Source organism: Fulvivirga sp. AWR4_260 (assembly GCF_056158185.1).
In genome coordinates this window covers 1,345,055-1,368,140 of sequence record NZ_JBSWSU010000001.1, presented here as the reverse complement: position 1 = coordinate 1,368,140, position 23,086 = coordinate 1,345,055, and the positions used below count along the sequence as shown (strand labels likewise).

17 protein-coding genes are annotated in these 23,086 nt (G+C 36.9%); 8 read left to right on the top strand and 9 right to left on the bottom strand.

The window, feature by feature from the left end:
• The first annotated feature begins 268 nt into the window (after positions 1-268).
• Both ACXACQ_RS05760 and ACXACQ_RS05755 read left to right on the top strand, forming a co-directional pair.
• On the top strand, positions 269-1,669 hold the full coding sequence (locus ACXACQ_RS05760; RefSeq protein ID WP_474974983.1) for a toxin-antitoxin system YwqK family antitoxin: 1,401 nt from the start codon (positions 269-271) through the stop codon (positions 1,667-1,669).
• Between the two features lie 59 nt (positions 1,670-1,728).
• Positions 1,729-2,277 carry a DUF2911 domain-containing protein gene (locus ACXACQ_RS05755; protein ID WP_474974982.1) on the top strand — a complete coding sequence of 183 codons (549 nt, stop codon included), beginning with the start codon at positions 1,729-1,731 and terminating at the stop codon, positions 2,275-2,277.
• On the opposite strand, the gene ACXACQ_RS05750 is transcribed toward ACXACQ_RS05755, so the two are convergent.
• The gene (locus tag ACXACQ_RS05750; RefSeq protein ID WP_474974981.1) at positions 2,274-3,368 is read right to left on the bottom strand and encodes a DUF695 domain-containing protein; all 1,095 of its coding nucleotides are present in this window, start codon (positions 3,366-3,368) and stop codon (positions 2,274-2,276) included. The two genes, ACXACQ_RS05755 and ACXACQ_RS05750, sit on opposite strands and share 4 nt — an antisense overlap.
• Before the next feature lie 156 nt (positions 3,369-3,524).
• Positions 3,525-8,144 (bottom strand): FG-GAP-like repeat-containing protein, encoded by a 4,620-nt coding sequence (locus ACXACQ_RS05745; protein ID WP_474974980.1) that lies wholly within the window; start codon positions 8,142-8,144, stop codon positions 3,525-3,527.
• 275 nt (positions 8,145-8,419) lie between these two features.
• Between ACXACQ_RS05745 and ACXACQ_RS05740 the strand changes: the two genes are divergently transcribed.
• From ACXACQ_RS05740 to ACXACQ_RS05725, 4 genes are all read left to right on the top strand, one after another.
• A complete protein-coding gene (locus ACXACQ_RS05740) occupies positions 8,420-8,878 on the top strand; it encodes a DinB family protein (protein ID WP_474974979.1) in 459 nt (152 codons plus the stop codon).
• Positions 8,879-8,927: 49 nt separating this feature from the next.
• Complete coding sequence (locus tag ACXACQ_RS05735) at positions 8,928-9,782, top strand: dienelactone hydrolase family protein (protein ID WP_474974978.1); 855 nt, start codon at positions 8,928-8,930, stop codon at positions 9,780-9,782.
• 89 nt (positions 9,783-9,871) lie between these two features.
• A complete protein-coding gene (gene polA / locus ACXACQ_RS05730) occupies positions 9,872-12,673 on the top strand; it encodes a DNA polymerase I (RefSeq protein WP_474974977.1) in 2,802 nt (933 codons plus the stop codon).
• 200 nt (positions 12,674-12,873) lie between these two features.
• A complete protein-coding gene (locus tag ACXACQ_RS05725) occupies positions 12,874-13,824 on the top strand; it encodes a threonine ammonia-lyase (protein ID WP_474974976.1) in 951 nt (316 codons plus the stop codon).
• A 3-nt stretch (positions 13,825-13,827) separates the two neighbouring features.
• Here ACXACQ_RS05725 and ACXACQ_RS05720 read toward each other — a convergent pair whose 3' ends face one another.
• The gene (locus ACXACQ_RS05720; protein WP_474974975.1) at positions 13,828-14,706 is read right to left on the bottom strand and encodes a diacylglycerol/lipid kinase family protein; all 879 of its coding nucleotides are present in this window, start codon (positions 14,704-14,706) and stop codon (positions 13,828-13,830) included.
• 256 nt (positions 14,707-14,962) lie between these two features.
• Here ACXACQ_RS05720 and ACXACQ_RS05715 point away from each other — a divergent pair, with 256 nt between their 5' ends.
• Complete coding sequence (locus tag ACXACQ_RS05715) at positions 14,963-15,904, top strand: App1 family protein (RefSeq protein WP_474974974.1); 942 nt, start codon at positions 14,963-14,965, stop codon at positions 15,902-15,904.
• A gap of 53 nt (positions 15,905-15,957) precedes the next feature.
• On the opposite strand, the gene ACXACQ_RS05710 is transcribed toward ACXACQ_RS05715, so the two are convergent.
• The 6 genes from ACXACQ_RS05710 to ACXACQ_RS05685 all read right to left on the bottom strand — a co-directional run bounded on the left by ACXACQ_RS05710 (position 15,958) and on the right by ACXACQ_RS05685 (position 21,940).
• Positions 15,958-16,635 carry a DUF4476 domain-containing protein gene (locus tag ACXACQ_RS05710; RefSeq protein ID WP_474974973.1) on the bottom strand — a complete coding sequence of 226 codons (678 nt, stop codon included), beginning with the start codon at positions 16,633-16,635 and terminating at the stop codon, positions 15,958-15,960.
• A gap of 228 nt (positions 16,636-16,863) precedes the next feature.
• Positions 16,864-18,699 carry a M2 family metallopeptidase gene (locus tag ACXACQ_RS05705; protein ID WP_474974972.1) on the bottom strand — a complete coding sequence of 612 codons (1,836 nt, stop codon included), beginning with the start codon at positions 18,697-18,699 and terminating at the stop codon, positions 16,864-16,866.
• Between the two features lie 27 nt (positions 18,700-18,726).
• On the bottom strand, positions 18,727-19,746 hold the full coding sequence (locus tag ACXACQ_RS05700; RefSeq protein ID WP_474974971.1) for a hypothetical protein: 1,020 nt from the start codon (positions 19,744-19,746) through the stop codon (positions 18,727-18,729).
• Positions 19,747-19,901: 155 nt separating this feature from the next.
• On the bottom strand, positions 19,902-20,318 hold the full coding sequence (locus ACXACQ_RS05695; protein ID WP_474974970.1) for a VOC family protein: 417 nt from the start codon (positions 20,316-20,318) through the stop codon (positions 19,902-19,904).
• A gap of 10 nt (positions 20,319-20,328) precedes the next feature.
• The gene (locus ACXACQ_RS05690) at positions 20,329-21,261 is read right to left on the bottom strand and encodes a sterol desaturase family protein (RefSeq protein WP_474974969.1); all 933 of its coding nucleotides are present in this window, start codon (positions 21,259-21,261) and stop codon (positions 20,329-20,331) included.
• 70 nt (positions 21,262-21,331) lie between these two features.
• On the bottom strand, positions 21,332-21,940 hold the full coding sequence (locus ACXACQ_RS05685; RefSeq protein WP_474974968.1) for a DUF6134 family protein: 609 nt from the start codon (positions 21,938-21,940) through the stop codon (positions 21,332-21,334).
• A gap of 232 nt (positions 21,941-22,172) precedes the next feature.
• Here ACXACQ_RS05685 and ACXACQ_RS05680 point away from each other — a divergent pair, with 232 nt between their 5' ends.
• Positions 22,173-23,063 carry a 1-aminocyclopropane-1-carboxylate deaminase/D-cysteine desulfhydrase gene (locus tag ACXACQ_RS05680; protein WP_474974967.1) on the top strand — a complete coding sequence of 297 codons (891 nt, stop codon included), beginning with the start codon at positions 22,173-22,175 and terminating at the stop codon, positions 23,061-23,063.
• The last annotated feature ends 23 nt before the right edge of the window (positions 23,064-23,086 follow it).

Here is a 23,086-nt window from a genome sequence, read left to right as displayed (position 1 = left end):
TCGCTCAACATACTATTAGGAATAAATATTGAAGATAAAATAGCTAGAACAAAAAGTACTAAAACGAGGACTAGTGATAAAAAACCCATATCTAATTCTTTAATTTGCTACAAAGATACTAACCGAGGTAAATAATTAAAGTAATTTTTAAGCTTAATTTACGCTATTTTAAAAGCTTACTAAATAAACGCTATTATTACACGTAATAAATAAACAGTGGCACGAATTTAGCAACGTAACATTCTGACTCAACGAGAAAGTAATACTCATGAAATTAATACAACTCATCACACTTTTTATATTAGCTTCTTTCGCTTCTTATGCACAAAGCACTAAACTTTTCACTCCCGATAGCAGCGTTTATGCTATTGGAGATGTAGTTGATGGCAAAAAAACAGGCAAATGGCAGTTTTATAACTCTAACGATATAAAAATTGAAGAAGGCACCTTTGAAAATGACCAGCGTGCGGGTGTTTGGAATATATATTACGTAAGCGGCAGGCTTATGGGAAAAATGCAGTATGAAAATGGGCAACCTAGCAGCTACATAGAATACTTCCCAAATGGAAGCACTTCTAGCGTAGGAAAATTCCTAAACGGAAAACAAAACGGGAAGTGGGTAAACTACTATGAAGAAGGAGGGATTAAAGAAATAACGAATTATGAAGAAGGCATAAAATCTGGAAGCTATCAGCTTTACGATGAATACGGAACTTTAGAAATTAATGGAAAGTACAAGCAGGACACTACAGATGGCATATGGAAAGAGTACAACCAGTATGGGCATATCGTCTCTGAAGGGGAGTATTCTCTTGGCACAAAAGTAGGCCATTGGGACTACTATTATAATTTTGGCCAACACAAAGCCTCTGAAAAATATGTGATGGGCAAGCCCGATAGCATTTGGACTGAATATCATGACAATGGTAAGCTTCAATCTCAGAAAGAATATCAAAATGGAATGGCCATAGGCACATGGAAAAGCTGGTTTAGCAATGGCAAAGTAGAAAGCATTAGCTATTATAAGTATGGTCAGCAAGACAGCGTTTATCTCACATTTTACAACAATGAGAAGCCTCATATCCAAGGCTATTATCAAAATGGTTTGAAAACCAAAAACTGGAGATTCTTCAATAAGGATGGCTACTTGATACAAGAGGGAGAGTACTTAGCTGATGAACAACACGGGCAGTGGTACACCTACTATGACAATGGCCAGCTACACACCATCGGAACTTTTAACTATGGCAAGGAATCAGGCCTTTGGGGTATATTCCACAGTACAGGACTGCTCATGCAGGAAGAAAATTGGCAAAACGGAAAATTAATGAGCGTAAGCCCGTATTATTCGGTATACGGAGACACGCTGACTTCTGGCACCTTAAAAAATGGAACTGGAACTAAAATCAACTATTACTTATCTGGCAAAAAAGAAGTAGAATGCGAATTTAAAAACGGCAGGCCCAATGGCACCTGGAGATATTATTATGAAGATGGCACACTAGCTGAACGTGGTCTTTTAAAAGAGGGAAATAAAGAGGGTGACTGGATTTATTTTTATGAAAACGGAAAAATGGAATCTAAAGGAGCCTATAAGAACGATGAGAAAAAAGGAGAATGGCTTTACTTTTACCCTTACGGCAAACTGAAAGCAAAAGAAACATATTAAGAATTATATCATTAGCCCGATAACTACGTTACAAAGAAAATCCCTTACTTTGTTTATTCATGAAAAGATTAATAGTTGTTGTTGGCTTAATTATCGCTATTGTAGCAGGGTCTGTTGTTGGTTTTAGGCTTTACACGAAATCCTTCAGCCCTGAGAAAATTGCACATTATGAAGAAAACAGTCTATCAATGTCTGTGCAATATAGTAGCCCACTAAAAAATGGTCGGAAAATTTTCGGGAACGTGGTTCCTTACAATCAAGTATGGAGAACTGGAGCTAACGAAGCTACTTTATTTAATACCAATCAAGATTTAATTGTTAAAAACAATAAACTAAAAGCCGGAACATACTCACTATTCACCGTGCCAGGCAAAGACTACTGGGAAATAATTTTTAATGATCAGATAGGCCAATGGGGCATAGATTTTATCTCTAAAAAAGCAAATAGAGACCCTAAAAACGATATTTTATCCATCAAAGTAGCATCTACCAAAATACCCGAAACTTATGAAAGTTTTACCATTGCTTTTGATCGAACTGAAGATAAAATAGAAATGCTAATGATGTGGGATCAAACGCTAGTAGCTGTACCTATTACCACTACTTAGTCATTTAAGCTAAAACTGTTAAAGGTATGCCAGTATTTATCTTTATAAATATCGTATTGAACATTTAATTGTTCCGCGTAGCGCCTTTCTATTTCGTTCATCACCTTAGAAGGCTTTCTAAAATCTTTACATGCAATATATATATCGCGAGTATCATTGGCAGTTTGTCGGCAAACATTTAAATAACCTTCATAATCTTTAAGCTCCCTCATCACCTCTTCTTCTATTTCACTCATTAAATGATAGGTATAATCATCAGGCATTCCATTTTCATTTCCATCATAACTAATCTCTATGTTCATTATCCAAGGGTGCGATGCCTTGCTGTCCCATCTTAGTAATGTGGTATTTACAATACCCGTCATTGGCAATCCGTTTTCTAACCAAGCCTCAAAACTGGAATAATTGTCTTTTTCGGTATTGTACCTCGTCCCATCATATTTTTCAATAAACTCCTTCTCTCTCCAGATCAAGTAAGATTTCAGCTTATCAATAGTTATCAAGTCTTGCTGAGGAATTTTATTTGTAATTAACTTGAGATTATCAATAGTGGTAAGACTATTTAACTCTCCTAAATAGTTATCTAAAAATAAATAAACTCCATTTGTAATTAAATCGCGGTCATTTTCATTGTAATATAGGTATACAATGCTGATGTTAATCTCATCAGGGTATTCTGGGTCATTCTCAGGAAAGAAGTAAATAGACTCAATGTCAAAAACATGATGATTTAATTTAATGCTTATATCATTAACATCATGCGCTGGCTTTAAAGCCACAAATTTCCAGTTCGGTAAATCGGGAGCGGCATCAATCAACTCCTCCACAAAGAGCACGTTTTTGATACTTCCGTCTGGCGTAATTACCAACTCTACCTGACCAGCTTCAGTAAAGCCCACAACAGGAAAACAGTCTTCACATAAATCATTGAGATGAAGTATTAGTAAGCTAAGAAAATTAGATTCTACATTATCATTAGCCTTAACTATTCTAAAGAACTCATTTTCATTTTCTTGAAACCAACTCCAAAAGTCCTGATAACTTTTGATCTCGGCTTTATTCATGGTGAGTATGTCCTTTAGAAATTTCATAGTCGATCTGCTCTCACTATAGCAGTAGGTTTTGTAGGTTATGGAGAATAATTTATCTAACTACAATTAATGCAATAACACAATATAATATTATTTTCAAACAAAAAAGGGCTATTTGACACATAAATATGTGTCAAATTTATCCACCCTTTTCTTTTACTTCACCAACAACCTCGTACTGAACACTTTCCCCTCTTTGTCGGTTATTTGAAGTATATACATGCCTGCACTTAAATTCTCATCTGTCAACACTAATGCACCCCCATTTACAGACATTTTTTTCTTTATTACTCCCGTCACATCTACGATAATAGCTTCAGTAATCTCACTGCTATCATGTCCATAATCACTCAATGTTACTATTGCTCTATCATCCATTGGGTTAGGAAATACTCGTATATTACCTTCCATTGTCATGTTACCATTCATCACAGTGTGCCATACAGTATTGGTGATTACAGGCTTTTCAAAATCGAAACTAATAGCTGCTTTATTATGTAACTCTGAACCTGAAGGCACATGTGGATCTATATTAACAGCAAAAGATATAAATCCATGACTATTAGGTTCATCTCTTGTACTATCTGGCAAATGTATTTTATCGAAATACCAAGTAACTTTAGCTCCTTCCATCATCACCCTATAATCATGACTTGCGCTAATCATCTTAAACGATTCCATATCTATATATTCAGGCAATAGGTCTTCTACTTTAACATTTTCAGCATAGTAATTTCCCGTATTTTGAAATCTAATTTTATAAATTAAAGTTTGCGAAGAAGCTATTAAATGATCTTTTCCAAAACCAGCAGGAAAAGCCTGAATATCATTAGGGTCAACTGCGCCTACAACCTCTTCTTGCAATAAGAAGGTATTGTCAGCAGGATTGTAATCATTAACTGAAGTTAAATTAGCACTAAGATCAACCAACTGAGACAGTGGCGCGGCTAACGATATTGAATCTTCTATAGCAATGGTATATACTCTACCCACTTTTATTGTATCAAGATACCACACAAAAGTGCTTCCTAAATTGACATCCCATGATTGGCTTGAAGATAAGGGCACTACCACATTGCCTAAATCAACAGTTAGGGTTTGATTATATGCATCTACAGTTCCATTATTTTCATAGGTAACAATTAGCTGATTTTTAAAACCTCTTCTTAAAGCAGTAGTTCCTAATGTCACCCTCAGGTCTTTTGCATTATACTTACTCAATATTGGCAAGTTATTATTTTCATAGCTAGAAGAAAGGCTAGAAACAGAAACTTGAACATTCCCCGCACAAGTACTCATCCACTCAGCACTATTACCTATAGACACTGTATGGTCACCAGCTAACACTTGCATTGTGTACATGCCATTGTCATCAGAAAACACCTTTTGCCCTCCATTCAGAACTGCTACGCCAGGGATCCCTCGTTCCCCCTCATCATAAACACAGTTTTCATTATCATCTACAAAAACTATCCCTGTAATTGTAGCAGTCTCAGCTTCCACTATGACTAGCTCCTGATTAATTGACTCTTCTGTTAAATATTGCTTTATACCTGAGGGCCATATCACCTCTACTGAATCCACTATACTGGCACTCACTAGCCCAAAATGTTGATTCAAACTATTTTGCCCTCCAAAACCGCTTTGGGACGAAACTTGCCTAGACTGCCAAACAGATTCACCTTCTATATTAGCCTTCACCCTCAACCGTGCTCCTATTGCAGACCTATTAGATACAGTCCCTACTAATTTCACGCTAAGCCAGTGATTATTATTTCCATTATTAACAAATAACTTATTGGTGTTACCTCCTCTGGTAGTAATAAACACGTCCAAATCACCATCTCTATCCATATCTGCTACACTGGCCCCCATAGCTTCCGGCATAAGTGTGGCAATATATTCGTAGTCAATAGATGTAAAGGATCCATTACCATTGTTTCTATATAAATAATTGGGCTGCCCGTTATTATTAGTAACAAATAAGTCTAAGTCTGCATCATTATCATAATCTAACCATGAGGCTCCGTGAGAATTTCCAAAATGCTGATTAAATGGAGCGATATTTTGTTCAATAAATGTGCCATCTCCATTATTTTTATATAGTTGGTTTTGCGATTTAGATGCATTAGCCACATACAGATCAAGATAACCATCATTATTATAATCTCCCCAAGCAGACGCAACAGAGTTAAATTTATCGGTTGCTATACTACCTGTAGTCACCTTCTCAAACCTTCCGTTTCCTAAGTTTCTGTATAGTGAATTGTAATCACCCGCACCATCGGCAGTTCCGTTAGGGATAAAGAGGTCTTGATAACCATCATTATCATAATCTGCCCAGCTAGCTCCAATTGCCCTCTTATTTTCTTTTGACAATAAATTATCATTGTTTCTGATTACATTAATTCCATCACCTTTAAATAACCTATTGAACCTAACACTTAAAAAATCTACTGCAAAAACGTCTAAAAGGCCATCGTTATCATAATCAACCCAACTAACTCCATGATCATAGCCGTCAATATCATCTATTCCAGAATCTTTAACAGTAAAGTTTCCTACTCCATCATTTATTAATATAACACTTGGCTGTCCCAAATTATTAGCTATCACAACATCTACATCACCATCATTATCATAATCCCCCCATGTACTAGCCACTGAAGATGCTTCCAACATACCCAACATTGGTGCAGTAAACTGCTGAAATTGTCCATTACCAATATTCTCGTAAAGCAAATTGGGCTGAGATCTACTATAAGATGGCACAAATAGATCTAAATCATTATCTCCATCATAATCTACCCAATTGGCAGTCCAGCTATCAGTAAAATCAACATTCCATGGAGCAGCCTCCGAAAGAGCAAAAAACATATTGCTCATATTAGAAGAGGAAACACTGATACCTGATGCAGAAGAAGTTTGCTGATAAACCCCCTCTACCATTCCGGATGATATTGTCTCTACTGAAAAAACCGCGTCTTCATCAATAACACTACCATCATTATATTTTAAATCTACCACTGCATAAGTTTCTACGGTATATGCTGTATTGGCTTCGAGCTGCGTAAGAGTCTCAAAATCACCTATAAACTGACCTGTGGTTGTTTCAACAAATACACCTTCGTAAACTTCACTTGTTGAGTTATTAACAAAATTAGAACTAATAGGAGTTAACCCATCAGGCACAATAACTTCCACAGAAGCATCGTCCACTTGTGAGCCCGTATTATTCACTACAGTGATTACAGAAACGGTATCACCCGGTGCACTATGCGTAGAAGAAGAAGAGGAAGTTTGTAAAAAACTTTGCTTTAATGAACTTCCAAAGTAGTTCATCCAATTATCATTAAAATTGGTTACCAATACCGAAATATTTTCATCCGACTCTATTATCAAATAGGGCCTATCAGCTCCCGAATTAGGATTACCATCGCCATTGTAAATAGATAACCATTCACTTTGGTTCAAATTACAATCAGCATAACGTCCTGCCTCTATTGTATAAGTTCTGTCTATTACCTGCCCTCCTGTGTTGGCATCTTTAACCGTTACCGTGGCGGCTTTACTACTTGCAAACAGGTAAGCATGTGACCCCGCAGAAAAGTTAGTGCCTGTAAAGGGGTCTAGCACATTATTCTCATACCCTGGTGGCGCCATATAAGCCAAAAACTCTGTACCAGAACTTGAACCCGACATGGAGCTAGCCATTGTAGCCATATCAGATGTGCCAATACTCCCGGTCTCCATCCAATTTGCCTCTAGCACCATTACCCTTTTACCCGGAGTACAGGTAACTCTAAATACTGTAGAGTATGTAACTCCCCCATCTGCTCTCCCCACCCATTCTCCGGGTTCCCTTCTATCCAACGTCCAATCTTTTACCTCTATCCATGCTCCAGATTGATATCTATGCAAGGCAACTTGATTATTATCATCTACTGAAATAATTCTGATTTCCTGTTCTTGATTCGCTTGAAATGGAACAGAAAAATAAAACAGCTCACCTATTGAACTTCCACTATTACTAGGCACATATCCACCTCCATCACGTGCATTTACATGCAACGCTCCATACTGAACTGTAATTGGCTTATTACTCTCTATCAGATAAGTATGGCCTGACTCCATAACATCTCGCCCATCTGTATAGTAATTAATGATGTCTTGACCTATGTCAATGCTCTTTTGAATAACAATATTACCCGCATCGGTATCCACCTGTGTATAACCGGTAGACAAAGTCGAGTATGTAGAAATTTTCCTGACAGTAACCGTGGTATTATCCTCATATGCAAATACATTAATATCCCTATTAGATGAGGATATTTGAGGAGCATATACTATAAATTTTTGTCCTTTTGAGGTTTGGTTGGTAGCAGGAACCCAGTCATGTTGCCAATCAGAGTTAGTTGATTGAGAAGCATAAACGATTTTATCAGAATTGACAATAAAATAATCTCCATCTGCCTTATTGCCAGGTGCTGCACCATCTGCATCATCATTTACCCCATTATCTTTAATGTATAATACGTAAGACTGCCCCGCCATTAACATTCCTGAATAACTATCGTCAGAATCCCCATCCATGTCATCATCAATGATGTTAAATGAAGTACTGTCATAAATGGCTGTAACTATTAACGCCACATGCCTTTGCGTAGCGTCATTATTAGGAGGCAGAAATATATTAAAATGTGTTGATGGCGCCCCTGTAGCCATCGCTTTCATAACCGCTATTGTAAATAATAATGTAAGTAAATGCTTTTTCATATCCATCCCGTTTTACCTCCCCCTCTACAAAACATTCATTGTACCAAGGCTAAAATATAAGCATATGGTGATTTTAACAGGATTGTTGAATGCTTTAATTCCAATAAGCACCCATCAATTTCCGCTGCATGGAATATCTACTGACCATGAACGGCTATACTTTTTGATAAAATCGAATGCAGTTCCCCTTCTATTTTACCGATATATTTTAACTAGATTTACAATACCACGAAAGACGTGGATAAATATTAAGCACAGCATTAAACTCACTAGTTATGAAAAAGCACTTTATAGACCTCTTCTCTTATAATGACTGGGCCAACAATAGAATAATGGTTACGGTAGAAGAGTTAAAACAGGACAACGATCAAGTATTAAAGCTTTTTAGTCATTTAATTTCTGCACAAATTATTTGGTTTAACCGTATCAATGATATCCCTACCTCTCCATTTCCCCTGTGGGAAAAATATAAACTTCGTGAGCTAAAAAGTATGACTGAAGAGAGTTCAAGAAACTGGCTAAGATTTATTGATGAGCATAGAACCGCCAGCTTTGAAGAAATGATATTCTACAAAAATAGCAAAGGGGTAAAATTTGAAAGTACACTAAGAGAAATAATGACACATGTTGTTAATCATGGCACATACCATAGAGGACAAATTGCGGATCAATTAAGAGAGCTCGGCTTACAACCAGACGTAACTGATTACATTGCTTATTGCAGGCAAAAGTAAACAAGAGCCCAAAGTATATCGTTTTACAGAACAACAAAACGATACAACTATGACCAAATTTTTAACTTTCATGGGCATATTATTCTGTTTCTCATCAGGATTATTTGCCCAAACTTCTAGTATTACCATTTGTAGAACCACTCCTACTCAAAGCTTTGCCGCTTTAGGCTCAGATCAAGAGTTTGTAACCGAACATAACAACCCTATGCCCTTCAGGTATAAAGACCAAGAAGGAGAAATGATCAGCATTAATACACCAGATGGGAAAACCACTAAAGCCTATTATTTAAAAGCTAGTGTTGACATTGACAGCTACATTTTGGTTTTTCATGAATGGTGGGGATTAAACGATTACATTAAAAAAGAGTCTGACAAGTATTACAATGCCTTTAATAAAAAAGTAAATGTAATAGCCCTAGATCTATATGATGGCAAAGTGGCTACTACTCGTGAAGAAGCGGCAAAATTGATGCAACAAGTTAATGAAGCAAGAGCTCAAGCAATTATTATTAATGGGGCTATTGAATTTGCAGGAAACAGTTCAGAAATAGCTACTCTAGGCTGGTGCTTTGGCGGAGGCTGGTCTTTACAGGCCGCTATGTTAGCTAATGACCACGCCAAAGGAGCTATAATGTACTATGGAATGCCTGAAACAGATAAAGACAAAATTAAAAGCATAGAATTTCCTGTATTGGGAATTTTCGCAAAACAAGATGACCATATTACTCCTGCTGTAGTCAATACATTTAAACAAGAAATGAATAAAGCCGGTAAAACTTTTTACCTGAATAACTACGAGGCTGTGCATGCATTTGCGAACCCTAGCAACCCGAAGTATGATAAAAAAGCTGCTGAAGATGCTTATAAAAAATCAATTACTTTTTTGAAAAGAGTGCTCGATTAAATGCTATCTAGTAAGAAATATGAAGCCCTGTAATTATTGCAGGGCTTTTTTCATACCAACTCTTACCTCAATTAATTACCTTTGAGTTTATGAGTAAACCTGAAAAAAAATTATTCTTACTAGATGCTTATGCATTGATATACAGAGCCCACTTTGCTTTTAGTAAAACACCTCGCATCAATACAAAAGGGGTTAATACCGGAGTAATGCTTGGCTTTACCAATACGCTGTTGGAAGTTATTCAAAAGCAAGAGCCAACTCATATTGCCGTTGCTTTTGACACTTCAGCACCTACTTTCAGACATATACAGTATAGCGAATATAAAGCCCACCGAGAAGAAACCCCGGAAGACATAAAAACAGGCGTACCCATTGTAAAAGATATTGTAAGAGCTTTTAACATACCAGTAATAGAACTTGATGGATTTGAGGCTGACGATATTATTGGTACAATAGCAAAAAAGGCTGCTGTCAATAATTTTGAAGTCTTTATGATGACTCCGGACAAAGATTACGGGCAGCTAGTTGAAGAACACGTTTACTTGTACAAGCCTGCCTACATGGGAAATGCAGTGGATATTATGGGGGTGGAAGAGGTTTGCAAGAAATGGGATATAGAAAATGTTAATCAGGTTATTGACATGTTAGGCTTGCAAGGTGATGCCTCAGATAACATACCAGGCATACCAGGCATTGGCCCTAAAACGGCAGCCAAACTTATCAAGCAATTTGGCTCAGTAGAAAACCTTGTAGCCAATACCGACCAGCTCAAAGGCAAGCAAAAAGAAAATGTAGAGAATTTTGGAGCACAAGGTGTGCTTTCTAAAGAACTCGCTACTATTAAAATAGATGTTCCTGTTGAGTTTAACGAAGAGGAAATGTTATACAATGGCCCTGACAAAGAAAAACTGCAGGCCATTTTTGATGAATTAGAATTTAAAACCTTAGCTAAAAGGGTATTTGGCGAAACCAGTACTGGCTCCACAAAAAGCAGTGGCAGCTCATCTGGCCAGCTTTCAATGTTTAGCGAAGCAAGCAAGCAAGCCATTGAAATCAACGAAGAAAGTGAACCTGTACAAAAGGACACTATTAAGTCGATAGAACATGAATATCACCTAATCTCAACGCCAGAGAAAAGGGCTGAATTAATAGAGTTTCTTAAAATACAAAAAGAGCTTTGCTTTGATACGGAAACCACTAGTATTGATGCTGTAGAAGCTGAAGTAGTTGGCATTGCCTTCTCTTATGTTAAAGGCGAAGCATTCTACGTAAGTGTACCTTTAGATTTTGAAGAGGCCAAGGCTATTATCTCAGAATTTAAAGAGGTACTAGAAGATGAAAAAATACTTAAGATTGGACAAAACCTTAAGTACGATATTTTAGCGCTTAAGAAATATGGCATCAATGTAAAAGGTCAAATATTTGACACCATGCTCGCCCATTATATTCTAGAGCCAGAAACAAAGCATAGCATGGATGCCATGGCAGAGCAATTGCTCAACTACATCCCTATCTCCATCACAGAGGTGCTAGGCCCAAAAGGCAAGAAACAGCTTAACATGAGGGACATAGCCCCTGAAGAGGTAGTGGAATATGCCGGAGAAGATGCTGACATCACTCTTCAGCTAAAGCATCACCTCTTTGATGAGTTACAAAAAGAAAAACTAACAACTTTATTAGAAGAAGTAGAGCACCCATTGGTTTATGTTTTATCCGACATGGAATACCAAGGGGTAAAAATAGATGAAAGTGCTTTAAAGCAGATGTCTCAGGAGCTATTAGAAGTTAGCAAAGAGGCTCAAGAAGAAATTTATAAAATTGCAGGACAAGAATTTAATATCGCCTCACCAAAACAACTTGGCGAAATTCTCTTTGACAAGTTAAAACTGGTAGATAAGCCTAAAAAGACAAAATCAGGCCAATATGCTACAGGAGAAGAAATATTGAGCAAGCTTGCAGGAGAGCATGAGATTTGTAGGAAAATTTTAGAATTTAGAGAATATCAAAAATTAAAATCTACTTACGTAGATGCGTTGCCTAAAATGATCAGCAAAGATGGCCGCGTACATACTGATTATGGACAAGCTGTAGCTGCTACAGGAAGACTAAGCTCTAATAACCCTAATCTTCAGAATATTCCTATTAGAACAGAAAAGGGAAGAGAAATAAGAAAAGCGTTTGTACCTAAAGATGACAATCATGTTTTATTAGCTGCGGATTATAGCCAAATAGAATTAAGAATAGCCGCTGCATTTGCAGAAGACAAACACATGATTGAAGCATTTAAATCAGGAAGAGACATCCACTCTACCACTGCTGCGAAAGTATTTGGCGTACCGGTGGAGGAGGTAGACTCCAACATGAGAAGAAAAGCCAAAGAAGTAAACTTCGGTATCATTTATGGGATTTCGGCATTTGGTCTGTCTCAAAACCTAAACATTAGCCGAACAGAAGCGGGAGACATTATAAAATCTTATTTTAAAGAATTCCCTTCTATTCAAGGCTATATGGATGACTGTATAGAGAAAGCACGCGAAAAAGAATATGTAGAAACCATAAAAGGAAGAAGGAGGTATTTAAGAGACATTAATTCTCGTAATGCCACTATGCGGGGTTATGCTGAGCGAAATGCTATTAATGCTCCTATACAAGGAAGTGCTGCAGACATCATTAAAATAGCGATGGTCAACATTCATCAATGGTTAAACGAGTCAGGGCTTAAAACAAAAATGATCATGCAAGTACATGATGAATTGGTATTTGAAGTACCTAAAGACGAAGTGGAGACCGTAAAAGAAAAGGTAAGAGAGTTAATGATGAGTGCGGTAAAGCTTGAAGTTCCTTTGGAAGTAGAAATAGGCATAGGAGAAAACTGGCTCAAAGCACATTAATATATTCACCGGTAGATTTCCGGTGTTTACCATATAACCAAAGGGGACTACCCTTTTAATTATTCATCTAATTGCTGCATTTTAATAGTTTGTGGCTATTAGATGAATAGTTATGAAAAAACAGATCAACACTCAAAAACTCCCCGTGCTAATAACAGGGATAATTGTAGCAATAATAATTTCGATAATACTGATATAGAATGAACAACATCCCTACGAAAGAGGATATTGAAAATGCACATGAACGGATAACTCCATATATTCATCGTACCCCGATATTAACCTCTTCAAAAATTAATGAGATAGCTGGGGCTGATATAATTTTTAAGTGCGAAAATCTGCAAAAAGTAGGGGCGTTTAAAGCTCGTGGAGGGATGAATGCTATTCTATCATTAAGTACTATTGAACGCGACAAAGGGGTGGCAACTCATTCCTCGGGCAACCATGCACAGGCGGTAGCTCTAGCTGCCCAAACTATTGGAATCCGTGCTCACATTGTAATGCCTTCCAACTCACCTAAGGTCAAAAAAAATGCCGTGATCGATTATGGAGCTAATGTAATTGAGTGCGAACCAACATTAGAAGCACGAGAAAAAACCCTTCAAAATGTTATTGATCAAGAAGGCTGCACCTTAATACATCCATACAATGATTATAAAATCATTACTGGCCAGGCTACAGCTGCCAAAGAGCTAATACAAGAAAGTAAGACAACATTAGATTATATTCTTACTCCGGTTGGAGGCGGTGGACTCTTGTCTGGCAGCAGCTTAAGTGCACATTATTATTCTCCTACAACAAAAGTAATTGGCTGTGAACCTACAGGAGCTGATGATGCATACCGTTCATTTCAAGCGAAAACATTAATTCCTCAAGTCGCCCCTGAGACTATCGCAGATGGCTTAAGAACTTCATTGGGAGAAAAGCCCTTTGGCATTATAAAGCAATATACCCATGATATTATGACCTGCAGCGAAGAACAAATTATAGAGGCCATGCAGCTCATCTGGGAAAGAATGAAAATAATTATTGAACCAAGCAGCGCTGTACCATTTGCCGTGCTACTTAATAACAAAGCATTATTTAAAGACAAGAAGGTAGGAATTATTATCAGTGGTGGCAATGTGGATTTAGCCAATCTTCCCTTTTGACAACTAAGGAACTATAAGGCTAAGTTTATGCTTGGCCACTTTTACCTGCACCCGTTTAAACTCACCAATAGTTTCACCATCTATTTGAAGGCTATCTTCAAGTTTAGAGGTTATCGTCACTTCTTTAGTCTGTATGATATCAACATAACGTGATCGCTTCATTGCACCTGTAAAAAAACGCAGTGCCAAACCAAAAATAGCATACCATGGATATGGCTTAAATATACACACTTCAAATTTACCATCATTTAACTCGCCATCTGGGTTTACTACTGCCCCGGTTCCATACATTTTGGCATTGGCAAAAACTACCATTTCTGCCCTTTGGTTAAATCGAGTATGATCAAACTCAAAACAGTATTTTCTGGGCTTTTTATTAAATAAAGTAGCAAAAAACTGGCGTGTATAACCTAGCTTACCCCTCATACCAGATGCTTCAAACCGCTTAATCAATTTCGCATTAAAACCAATATCACTTAAGTGAAGCGATATGTGCTCATGATTAATCCTCAGCACATCAATTTCAAGGCTACGCCCCTTTTTAATAACCTGAACTGCACGTTCTACCTCTTCAGGCATTTCAAGTTCTGTGGCCAAACCATTGGCAGACCCCAACGGCAAAATAGCCATTTTCAAGCCTGATTTGGGCATTACAACTTGCGCCACAAGGTTAACCGTTCCATCACCCCCACAAGCTATTACAACATCAGCCTCAAATTTCCTTATTTGAGTATCAATTCTTTTTTGATCATCATCACCCGTGGTCTCAATAACATCATAAGTTAAACCATGTCTATCACAGCTTCGTTTAATTTTACTGACAAGACCTGACTTATCGATACCACCAGATATAGGGTTAATAACAAACAATAATTTCTTCATACTATTTACAATAACATTAACGCCAAATAAATGGTTATGAAGTAAAAGCGGTACTATCAAAAAGTTTATAAAAAAACCGGTCAAAAAGCTTTCTCTTCGTTTCAAGAAAGCCTTAGGCGTACTCTCCCCGCCTGTAATAATACCGTATCGTGCCTATGGCAATCATCACACGGTTTATATTAAAGGGCATGTACTTGATGACAGATTACTTTATGAGTCTTCATCTGAAGATAAAAAAAGGAAAAATTTTAGGGCTATGATTAGCCGATATTTGAGTGAGGCAATACCAGATGTTAGGGTCCAAATAAAACTTTTTAATAGTAAGAAAATTGTAAAAACAGATGAGAATGGCCTTTTTGAAGCAGCCTTCACCTTTCCAGAGCCACTGCAAGTAGACGGATGGCACTCTGTGTACTACAAAGTATTAGACCAAATAGTAGAAGAGCAAAAAGAAATAGAAACAGAAGGCGAAGTGTATATTCAATGTAAAGATGCATCATATGGTGTTATTTCAGATGTAGATGATACCATATTGATTTCTCATGCCACTCAAACTCTTCGCAAGCTAAGACTAATACTTACTAAAAATTCAAAAACGCGATTACCCTTTACAGGAGTAGCTGCATTTTATGAAGCACTGCACACAGGCCTCCAAAACAGAAAAAGAGCCAACCCTATATTTTATGTAAGCAGCAGTGAGTGGAACCTTTATGATTTCCTTGAGGACTTCTGCGAAGTAAGAAGCATCCCCAAAGGGCCATTTCTATTGCAAGAGCTAAAAACAAGTTTGTGGAAACTGGTAAAATCTGGAGGTGGCACACATAACCATAAATTAGATAAAATAAGACATTTGCTTAACACCTTTAAGCACCTACCATTTATACTTATTGGCGATAGTGGCCAACGCGATAGCGAGCTGTATGCTGAAATCTGCAAGGAATACCCTGGCAGAATAAAGGCCATTTACATTCGTGATGTGTCTAAAATGTCGAAAGATAAGCTCGTAAGGAAGTTAGCTGAAGAAGTACAGCTCTTAGGGGTAGACATGCTACTAGTAAAAGATACTGCTGCCGCTGCCCGGCATGCTTATGTAAACAATTGGATTACAAAATCTGAGTACGAAGATGTGGTAAATGAAACTACATCACAAAAAGAAAAATCAGAAACACTGGTAGGCCAAATCATTGAAAATGAATAAAAAAGACTGAATCGTATGACCCAGCCTTTATCCTTAACACTACTACTTATATATTATGCATTATATGTGGTTATATACCTCTCTAGCTCTATGATGCTGGTTCTGAATTGGAAACCTCCATTTAATAAATCATAATTTTCTTTATCCAAAGTTCTTTTATAAGCCCATTTGGCAAATTTCAACTTACTATCTTCCAACACCAAGGCATTCATTATTTCACCTACATCACCAGCTGTTACCTTCTTATCTTTTATGGTAGAAGTGGCTATCATTAACTTATTTTTATCAGAATTAGCATTATTTAATTTATTAAGTACAGCATTCATTTCATTGTTAGAAAGAAGTGACGCATAGTACCTTTTGTTATAAAAGTTATCCGGTCTTCTGTACCTGTTATCGTACATTCTAGACACGCCTGTTTTCTTCAATGTCATTCTCTGTTCGTTCAGCTCTAGAATCATAAAGTCATTCTTATAACCAGCAAGCATCTCTATTTCATCTTTTACTAAAATCACCTTACTGTCAGTATATACTTTAATTTTCACATCATGCTCTCCTCCATAGCCCTGAACTTTTACCATAGATTTTGGCTGATGATTAATGATTTTATTATTTATGATTACTTGAATGTTTTCACCTTTTGCAGCTCTAAATGTAGCAGTAGCTTTCTCTGCCATTGATGTACCGATTGCCGCGATTGAAACTATTAGCATTAATAACAACTTTTTCATAGCTCTGTGAATTTATGTTCATTGAGATGAACTGTTCAACATATTTGATTAGATGCTATCAATAGCTATGCCAAAAAATGAAACACCATCACAAACAACTGACAATCAATACATTAAACATTAATTTCAATAGAATAAAAGCAGTTATTTTCCTTGCGTTTTTTGAGCAGAAGCAAAAAAAAAGCTGTACAATGTACAGCCTTTACTTATTTGTTAAAACAAAAATTATCAGTTAAAAATAGGCCTAACAGGAAGAGTATACTCCCTACCTTTATTTTCAGTTTTAAGGTAACTCATTAAAGGCTCGAAATATTCCAGCATAGCCTTTGCACTCATGTCCTCCCCAGTGGCTTCTTTTAGCAGCTTGCGCCAATCCGCAGTGCTCCCCTTTTTAAGAATATCATATAAGAATTTACCAACTTCTTTATTGCCATAATAATTGGTAGCTCTAGGATCTTGATGCAAGATATTTTTGGCTATATGGTTATGCAATTGAAATAAAATAGCATAAGACAAAGCATAGTCATAATATTGAGCTGCATCATTATTTATATGTGTTTTAGAGGTAGCATCAGCAAACTCCTCTCCTCTAGCAGTTGGAGGCACTATTCCCTGAAAAGTCTTCTTATACTCCCACCACTTTTTATTATACTGTGATATGGGCATATCATTAGCATATAAATCATGTTCGAAATGTGTCATAACACCAGCTGACCATGGGATAAACACTATATAATTTAGTGCTTCTTTTAATAATTGCTGTGTAGTATCTGTCTTAAGACCTTCTGGAATGAGGTCTAAATTAGCAAGAAAAGGCTTTTGCATAGCAGCAAGCCCCATCATACTACCAACGGCCTCATGAAATGCTCTGTTTGCTCCTTGCCTTAATAATGGAGGCACATCAGGATTAGTATATGACAAATAATAATAGATGTGTCCTAACTCATGGTGTGCAGTCTCATACCATTCTGCATTAGGCACCACACTCATCAAGCTCCTGACATCTTTTTTCAAGTCCATATGCCAAGCAGAAGCGTGGTTATTCTTTTTGTAACCAGCATCAGCAGGCGCAGGATACAAACTAGAACTGTCATAAAAGCTACGAGGCAAAGGGTCGAAACCTAAACTTACATAAAACCTCTCGCCTTGTTTCACCAGCCATTCATTTCCATTTTGACTTAAAACTTGGTCAAGGTCTATTCCCTCTACTTTTACTTCGGCAGACCAATCTTGCCCCCAACGGTTAGGCAACCAGTGCGCAGGTATCATTTCAGGCACTTCGCTTACTGCATATTTGCTTGCTAGCTCATACCTCATATATGTGTGCAGCTCTCTGTAGAGTGGCCACACCTCCTCAACTAATTGTCTGTTCATAGCCATCATTTCATCTACGGACATACCATAATCTGACACCTGATAGCTAAAATAATTTTTATACCCCAGTGCTTGCACCGTTTTGTTACGCAAAGTTCTGAGGGTATCTAGCCCTCCCTTCAATACTTTGCCCACTTCTTTACTGGCCTCCCACGCGGCTTCTCTTTTTAATAGATTAGTTTCATCTTTTAACGTGGCATCTATTTCGTTAGGAGATACCGACTTACCATCTATTTTAAAATCAAACCCAAAAAGTTTCTCCGTCTGGGCTGTCTCTGCTTTTATCCTTTGCTTTACCAATTCAGGCAATGTAGCAGGGTTATTGGCCGCCCTGTACAAGATGGTTTCGAGCTGTTTTATTTGAAGAGAATCTAAATCTTCCTTATGCGCTAAAAATTCCTTGGTTTTGGCAATAGCCTCTTCACTTCCCGAAAAGTTAGCCAAAGCTTCATTTGCTTGCTGAGTAGCATAGGCATTAATGGTATCCCCTTCAATGATGTGTGTATTGGACTTCCACTCTGCCAGAGAAGAAGCATAATTGAGCTTCAGATACTCTTGCGTATAATTATCTAAATAACTCTGCGCCTCTTCTTTAATTTGATTTTCACCTCCTCTATTACCAGAATTACAGGCCACCACCACAGTCAACACACCAAAGAAAGGCAACTTACTGAGTAAACCTTTTTTCATATATTAAAATTTATAGATCTTGAACTATTATTTAACGAGCTCATTCCTCAGGTTTTCTACATAGTTAGATAACGCCTCTTCCCAAGTAGGGGCTGCATCCCACCTCTTTCCTAAAAATACATTACCAGAATATATGTGCTTAATATAAAATTTATAAACAGGAGTTTCTGGACGGTAAGATTTCTTAGTGCTTTCACCTTTTATCACCACTTCAGAAACTATTTTACTCTGATTTTCTTTCACTTCATACTCAAGCATCTCTTCCACAGTAGTAGCTGTAGAATGCACGTAGTATAAAATATATTGATAACCATTAGACCTGATAAATTTTTCTTCCTCTTTAGGGTCTACAAAGCCATACTCATAAGGATAGTTGGTCATAGCTAAATTGATGCGGGCCGTATCACCAAAAACAGGGATCGCTAATTTTTCTGATGAAAAATTAAGGTCATAATATTCACCTCGTCTGCCTTTAATTACCTGTGGCATTTCTCCAAATTCAGGCACCTCCATTACTAAGAGGTTTTCTCTTTTTTGCGATGAATTAGCAGCCTTCTTATAAACATTATCCATTAATATATCTAAGCTCTTATTTTCATCCTGCCAAGCTTCTTCACCTGCATTGATAATATAATGTCCATCGTTAATTTTAGCCAACACTATTCTATAACTCCCCCCTGAACTTATAAGAAAAGCTATATTCTCAATTTGCCTGTCTTTTAATTGCTGTCTAAATGAATTATAAGATTCTTTACCACTATACACATCTTCTATATGGTAATACACCACGGCATCTATACCTGCTTTTTGAAAACCAGGCTGAGCCTGTTCTGCAAATGCTTCCCAATTGCCCCTTATATAAGGATCTTTACTTCTAGGTGGCACATCTACCAGTACCATTGTTTTGGTAGATAAAATATCTTTAGGGAGCTCATTAGTATAATTTAATGAATCTAAAATGGTTCTTATAGGTCGGTCATCCTGACCAAAAGATGAAATAACAGCTATTTTTAATATGAAAACGGCAGTTAATAAGTACTTATGCATAAATTCTATATTTCTATATCTTCAAATAACGTGGAAATTACAATTTATTGAAAACCCGTTCCACTTTATTATCATTCATAATTCACATCCTCTATGAATAAAATAAGACTGCCCGAGCTACAGACAGTCTTATAAATTTTAAAAGTTAATATGTATTAATGAGCAAAAATTTGATCATTATCTTGAAAGGCCTTAAACTCTAGTGCATTACCACTAGGGTCTAAAAAAAACATTGTAGCTTGCTCTCCTACTTGGCCTTTGAACCTCACATGAGGCTCAATAATAAATTTAATACCTTCTTTTTTTAATCTTTCCGCTAGCACTTCCCACTCTTCCCAAGGCAAAATAACACCGAAATGTCTCACCGGAACATTATCACCATCCACTTGGTTGGTAGTAGCTTTCCCTGCCTCTTCCGGACTTAAATGAGCTACCACCTGATGACCATATAAATTAAAGTCAATCCAACTCTCGGAGCTACGCCCTGTGCTACACCCTAAAACTTCAGTGTAAAACCTGCGGGCCTCATCTAAGTCGCTTACCGGAAATGCTAAATGAAAAGGTGCTGTCATTTTATATTTTTTAAGCGCTAGCAGCTGTTTGCGAAGGAGCAATAGGCTCTTCGGCTAATGCTGCCTCTTCTGCTTTTTGTTTTTTATAAGCTGCAATTTTTGCAGGGCTACCAAACATAAAGTAATAAGCTTCTTTAAATGACTTGGCTCCTTTCACATCTTTTGCAATATCACTCCACTCATGAAAATTAAGTGTAATAGGATTGTAAGAGTCTACAGGCTCGGTTATACCGTAAGTTGGCCTTTCTTCTTCTGGTTGGAAAGTACCAAATATGCGATCCCAAATAATAAATGTAGAACCATAGTTCTTATCTAAATACTTTGCATCACTGGCATGGTGTACCCTGTGGTGCGATGGTGTTGTAAATAAGTACTCAATAGGTCTTGGCAACTTAGTGATATATTCTGTATGAATCCAAAACTGATATAACACTTCTATTTGATGACAAATGAAGAAAACTACAGGATGGAAACCTGTTAGAGCTACAGGAATAAAAAATATAACCTTAATGTGCTGTGTCCAGCTTAGCCTAAAAGCAACTGACCAATTATACTTTGCTGAGTTGTGATGCGTAACGTGTGTAGCCCACCAAAAACGGTTTTCGTGACCTACTCTGTGCGCCCAATATCTCCAAAAGTCAATCCATACTAAGCAAAGTACATATGACCACCATGTTGGAGGAATAGACCAAGGCACCAGGTTATAAAAGAATAATATTACACCAAAGGTTAAAAACTTCAACCCTGCACTCATGGCTACATTTACTAAACCAATAACTGTGGCCGAGATAGTGTCCTTATTATCGTAAAACTCTTTTTTCTGCCTATAACTAATATACCATTCTAAAGCTACCAAACTAATCATGACCGGAGCGGCATAGACTATGATGTTTGGTAAATCCATAGATAGTATTTTCTCTACTGTGAATTTTTCTTTTTCCATAATCGGCTTTTCGGTGTGAGGGGCTAAGTTACCTGATAAAATATTTCTATATAAGCGTTTTAATAATTAATTATGGCACCCTCTGCATATAAACAGTAGCCAAATCCAACTCAATGGTAGCTTTCTGACAAACCCCATCATTAAAGTAATATTTATTAATGTTTTTATCTGGTTTGATCAGATCATACTCATGATTACCTACATTTTTAATAGTACAGAAAACACCATGCTTCTCTGAAAAAATTTTATTACTACGAGGCTCATTAAAGTATAAACCTGATATGGTTTCATGTATTGCTTCATTTATGACGTAGAGGTCTCCATCTTTAGTAACATGATATTCTCCATTATCATAACTTATTTCTGTTTCTGAACGTGGCTTATTATTTAATGTACCTTTCGTTAAAGCCTTCATTAAATTATTGTCTTCAAACGAAGACTCATAAGTCACTTCATGATGAAAACTAAATACCATACTAAATTTAGTATGGCTTTCAAGCTCGTACTCAGTCAGACTCCCCGATGCGCTTTTTTCAGCTCTCAGATACCCTATAGAATCGCCCTTCCAAATAATTTTATATGTCAGCTCCTGACCGTATAGGTCATTAGAAAAACAAATAACCAATGTTACTGCAGCACATAAAATAAGCTTATAAATATTTTTCAAGATTCTTCTCATTCAAAATTATGAATGTTTAACAGGCTCCATTTAAAATGGTTTATCTAAGTATATTAACGTCATTTTGATAGATAAATTTCAATTTAATTAGATATGATGTTCTATAACGTCATCACTGTTTTCAACAACTAGTAAATCGTTGGTTAAAAAAGATTGAGGCAAGAGATACTTTCTATTGATGGACTCAAGTATCTTTACTGGCGTAACCTTCCGAAAAAAGAACTTCTATTTAATGCTTAAAATACATCAGCATCCTGCTATTCAACATTTGCACAGTGAGTTTTTAGAGGCACATAATATACACCTAGCCATCAAACGCGAAGATCTTATTCATGAATGGGTAAGTGGCAACAAATGGAGAAAGCTGAAATACAATTTAAAAGCCGCAGTGGAACAAGGACACAAGACCATACTTACGTTTGGTGGCGCTTATTCCAATCATATTTATGCTAGCGCAGCAGCAGCAAAAGAAGTAGGTCTAAAATCAATAGGTATTATTAGAGGAGAAGAGCATTTGCCATTAAATCCAACTTTGAGTTATGCTAAAGCTCAAGGAATGGAGATACATTACATGGATAGGTCTACTTACAGACTAAAGAAAGATCCAGAAATTATAAAAAAATTAAATGCAACTCACGGTGACTTCTACTTAATACCTGAAGGTGGCACCAACAACTTAGCCATAAAAGGATGCGAAGAAATTATAAATGATGAAGTAAAACGCTTCGATCATATTTGCACAGCAGTAGGCACCGGAGGCACTATAGCAGGAATTATCGCAGGTATGGGAGGTGAAAAGCAAATTATTGGCTTTTCTTCATTAAAAGGCAATTTTTTGCATGATGAAGTGACCACCTTACTAGATAAGTACAATTGCAGCTTCAAAAACTGGGATATTATTAATGAATATCATTTTGGTGGTTATGCCAAGGTTAAACCTGAGTTGTTAGAATTTATAAGTAATTTCAAAGACGATTTTGACATACAGCTAGAACCAGTTTACACGGGCAAGATGATGTTTGGCTTATGGCAAATGATAAAAAACAAGCATTTTAAATCAGGCAGCCAGATTTTAGCAATACACACTGGTGGCTTGCAAGGCCTTAAAGGCTTTGAAGCTTAAGCATAATTCCTAACTTCCAATAG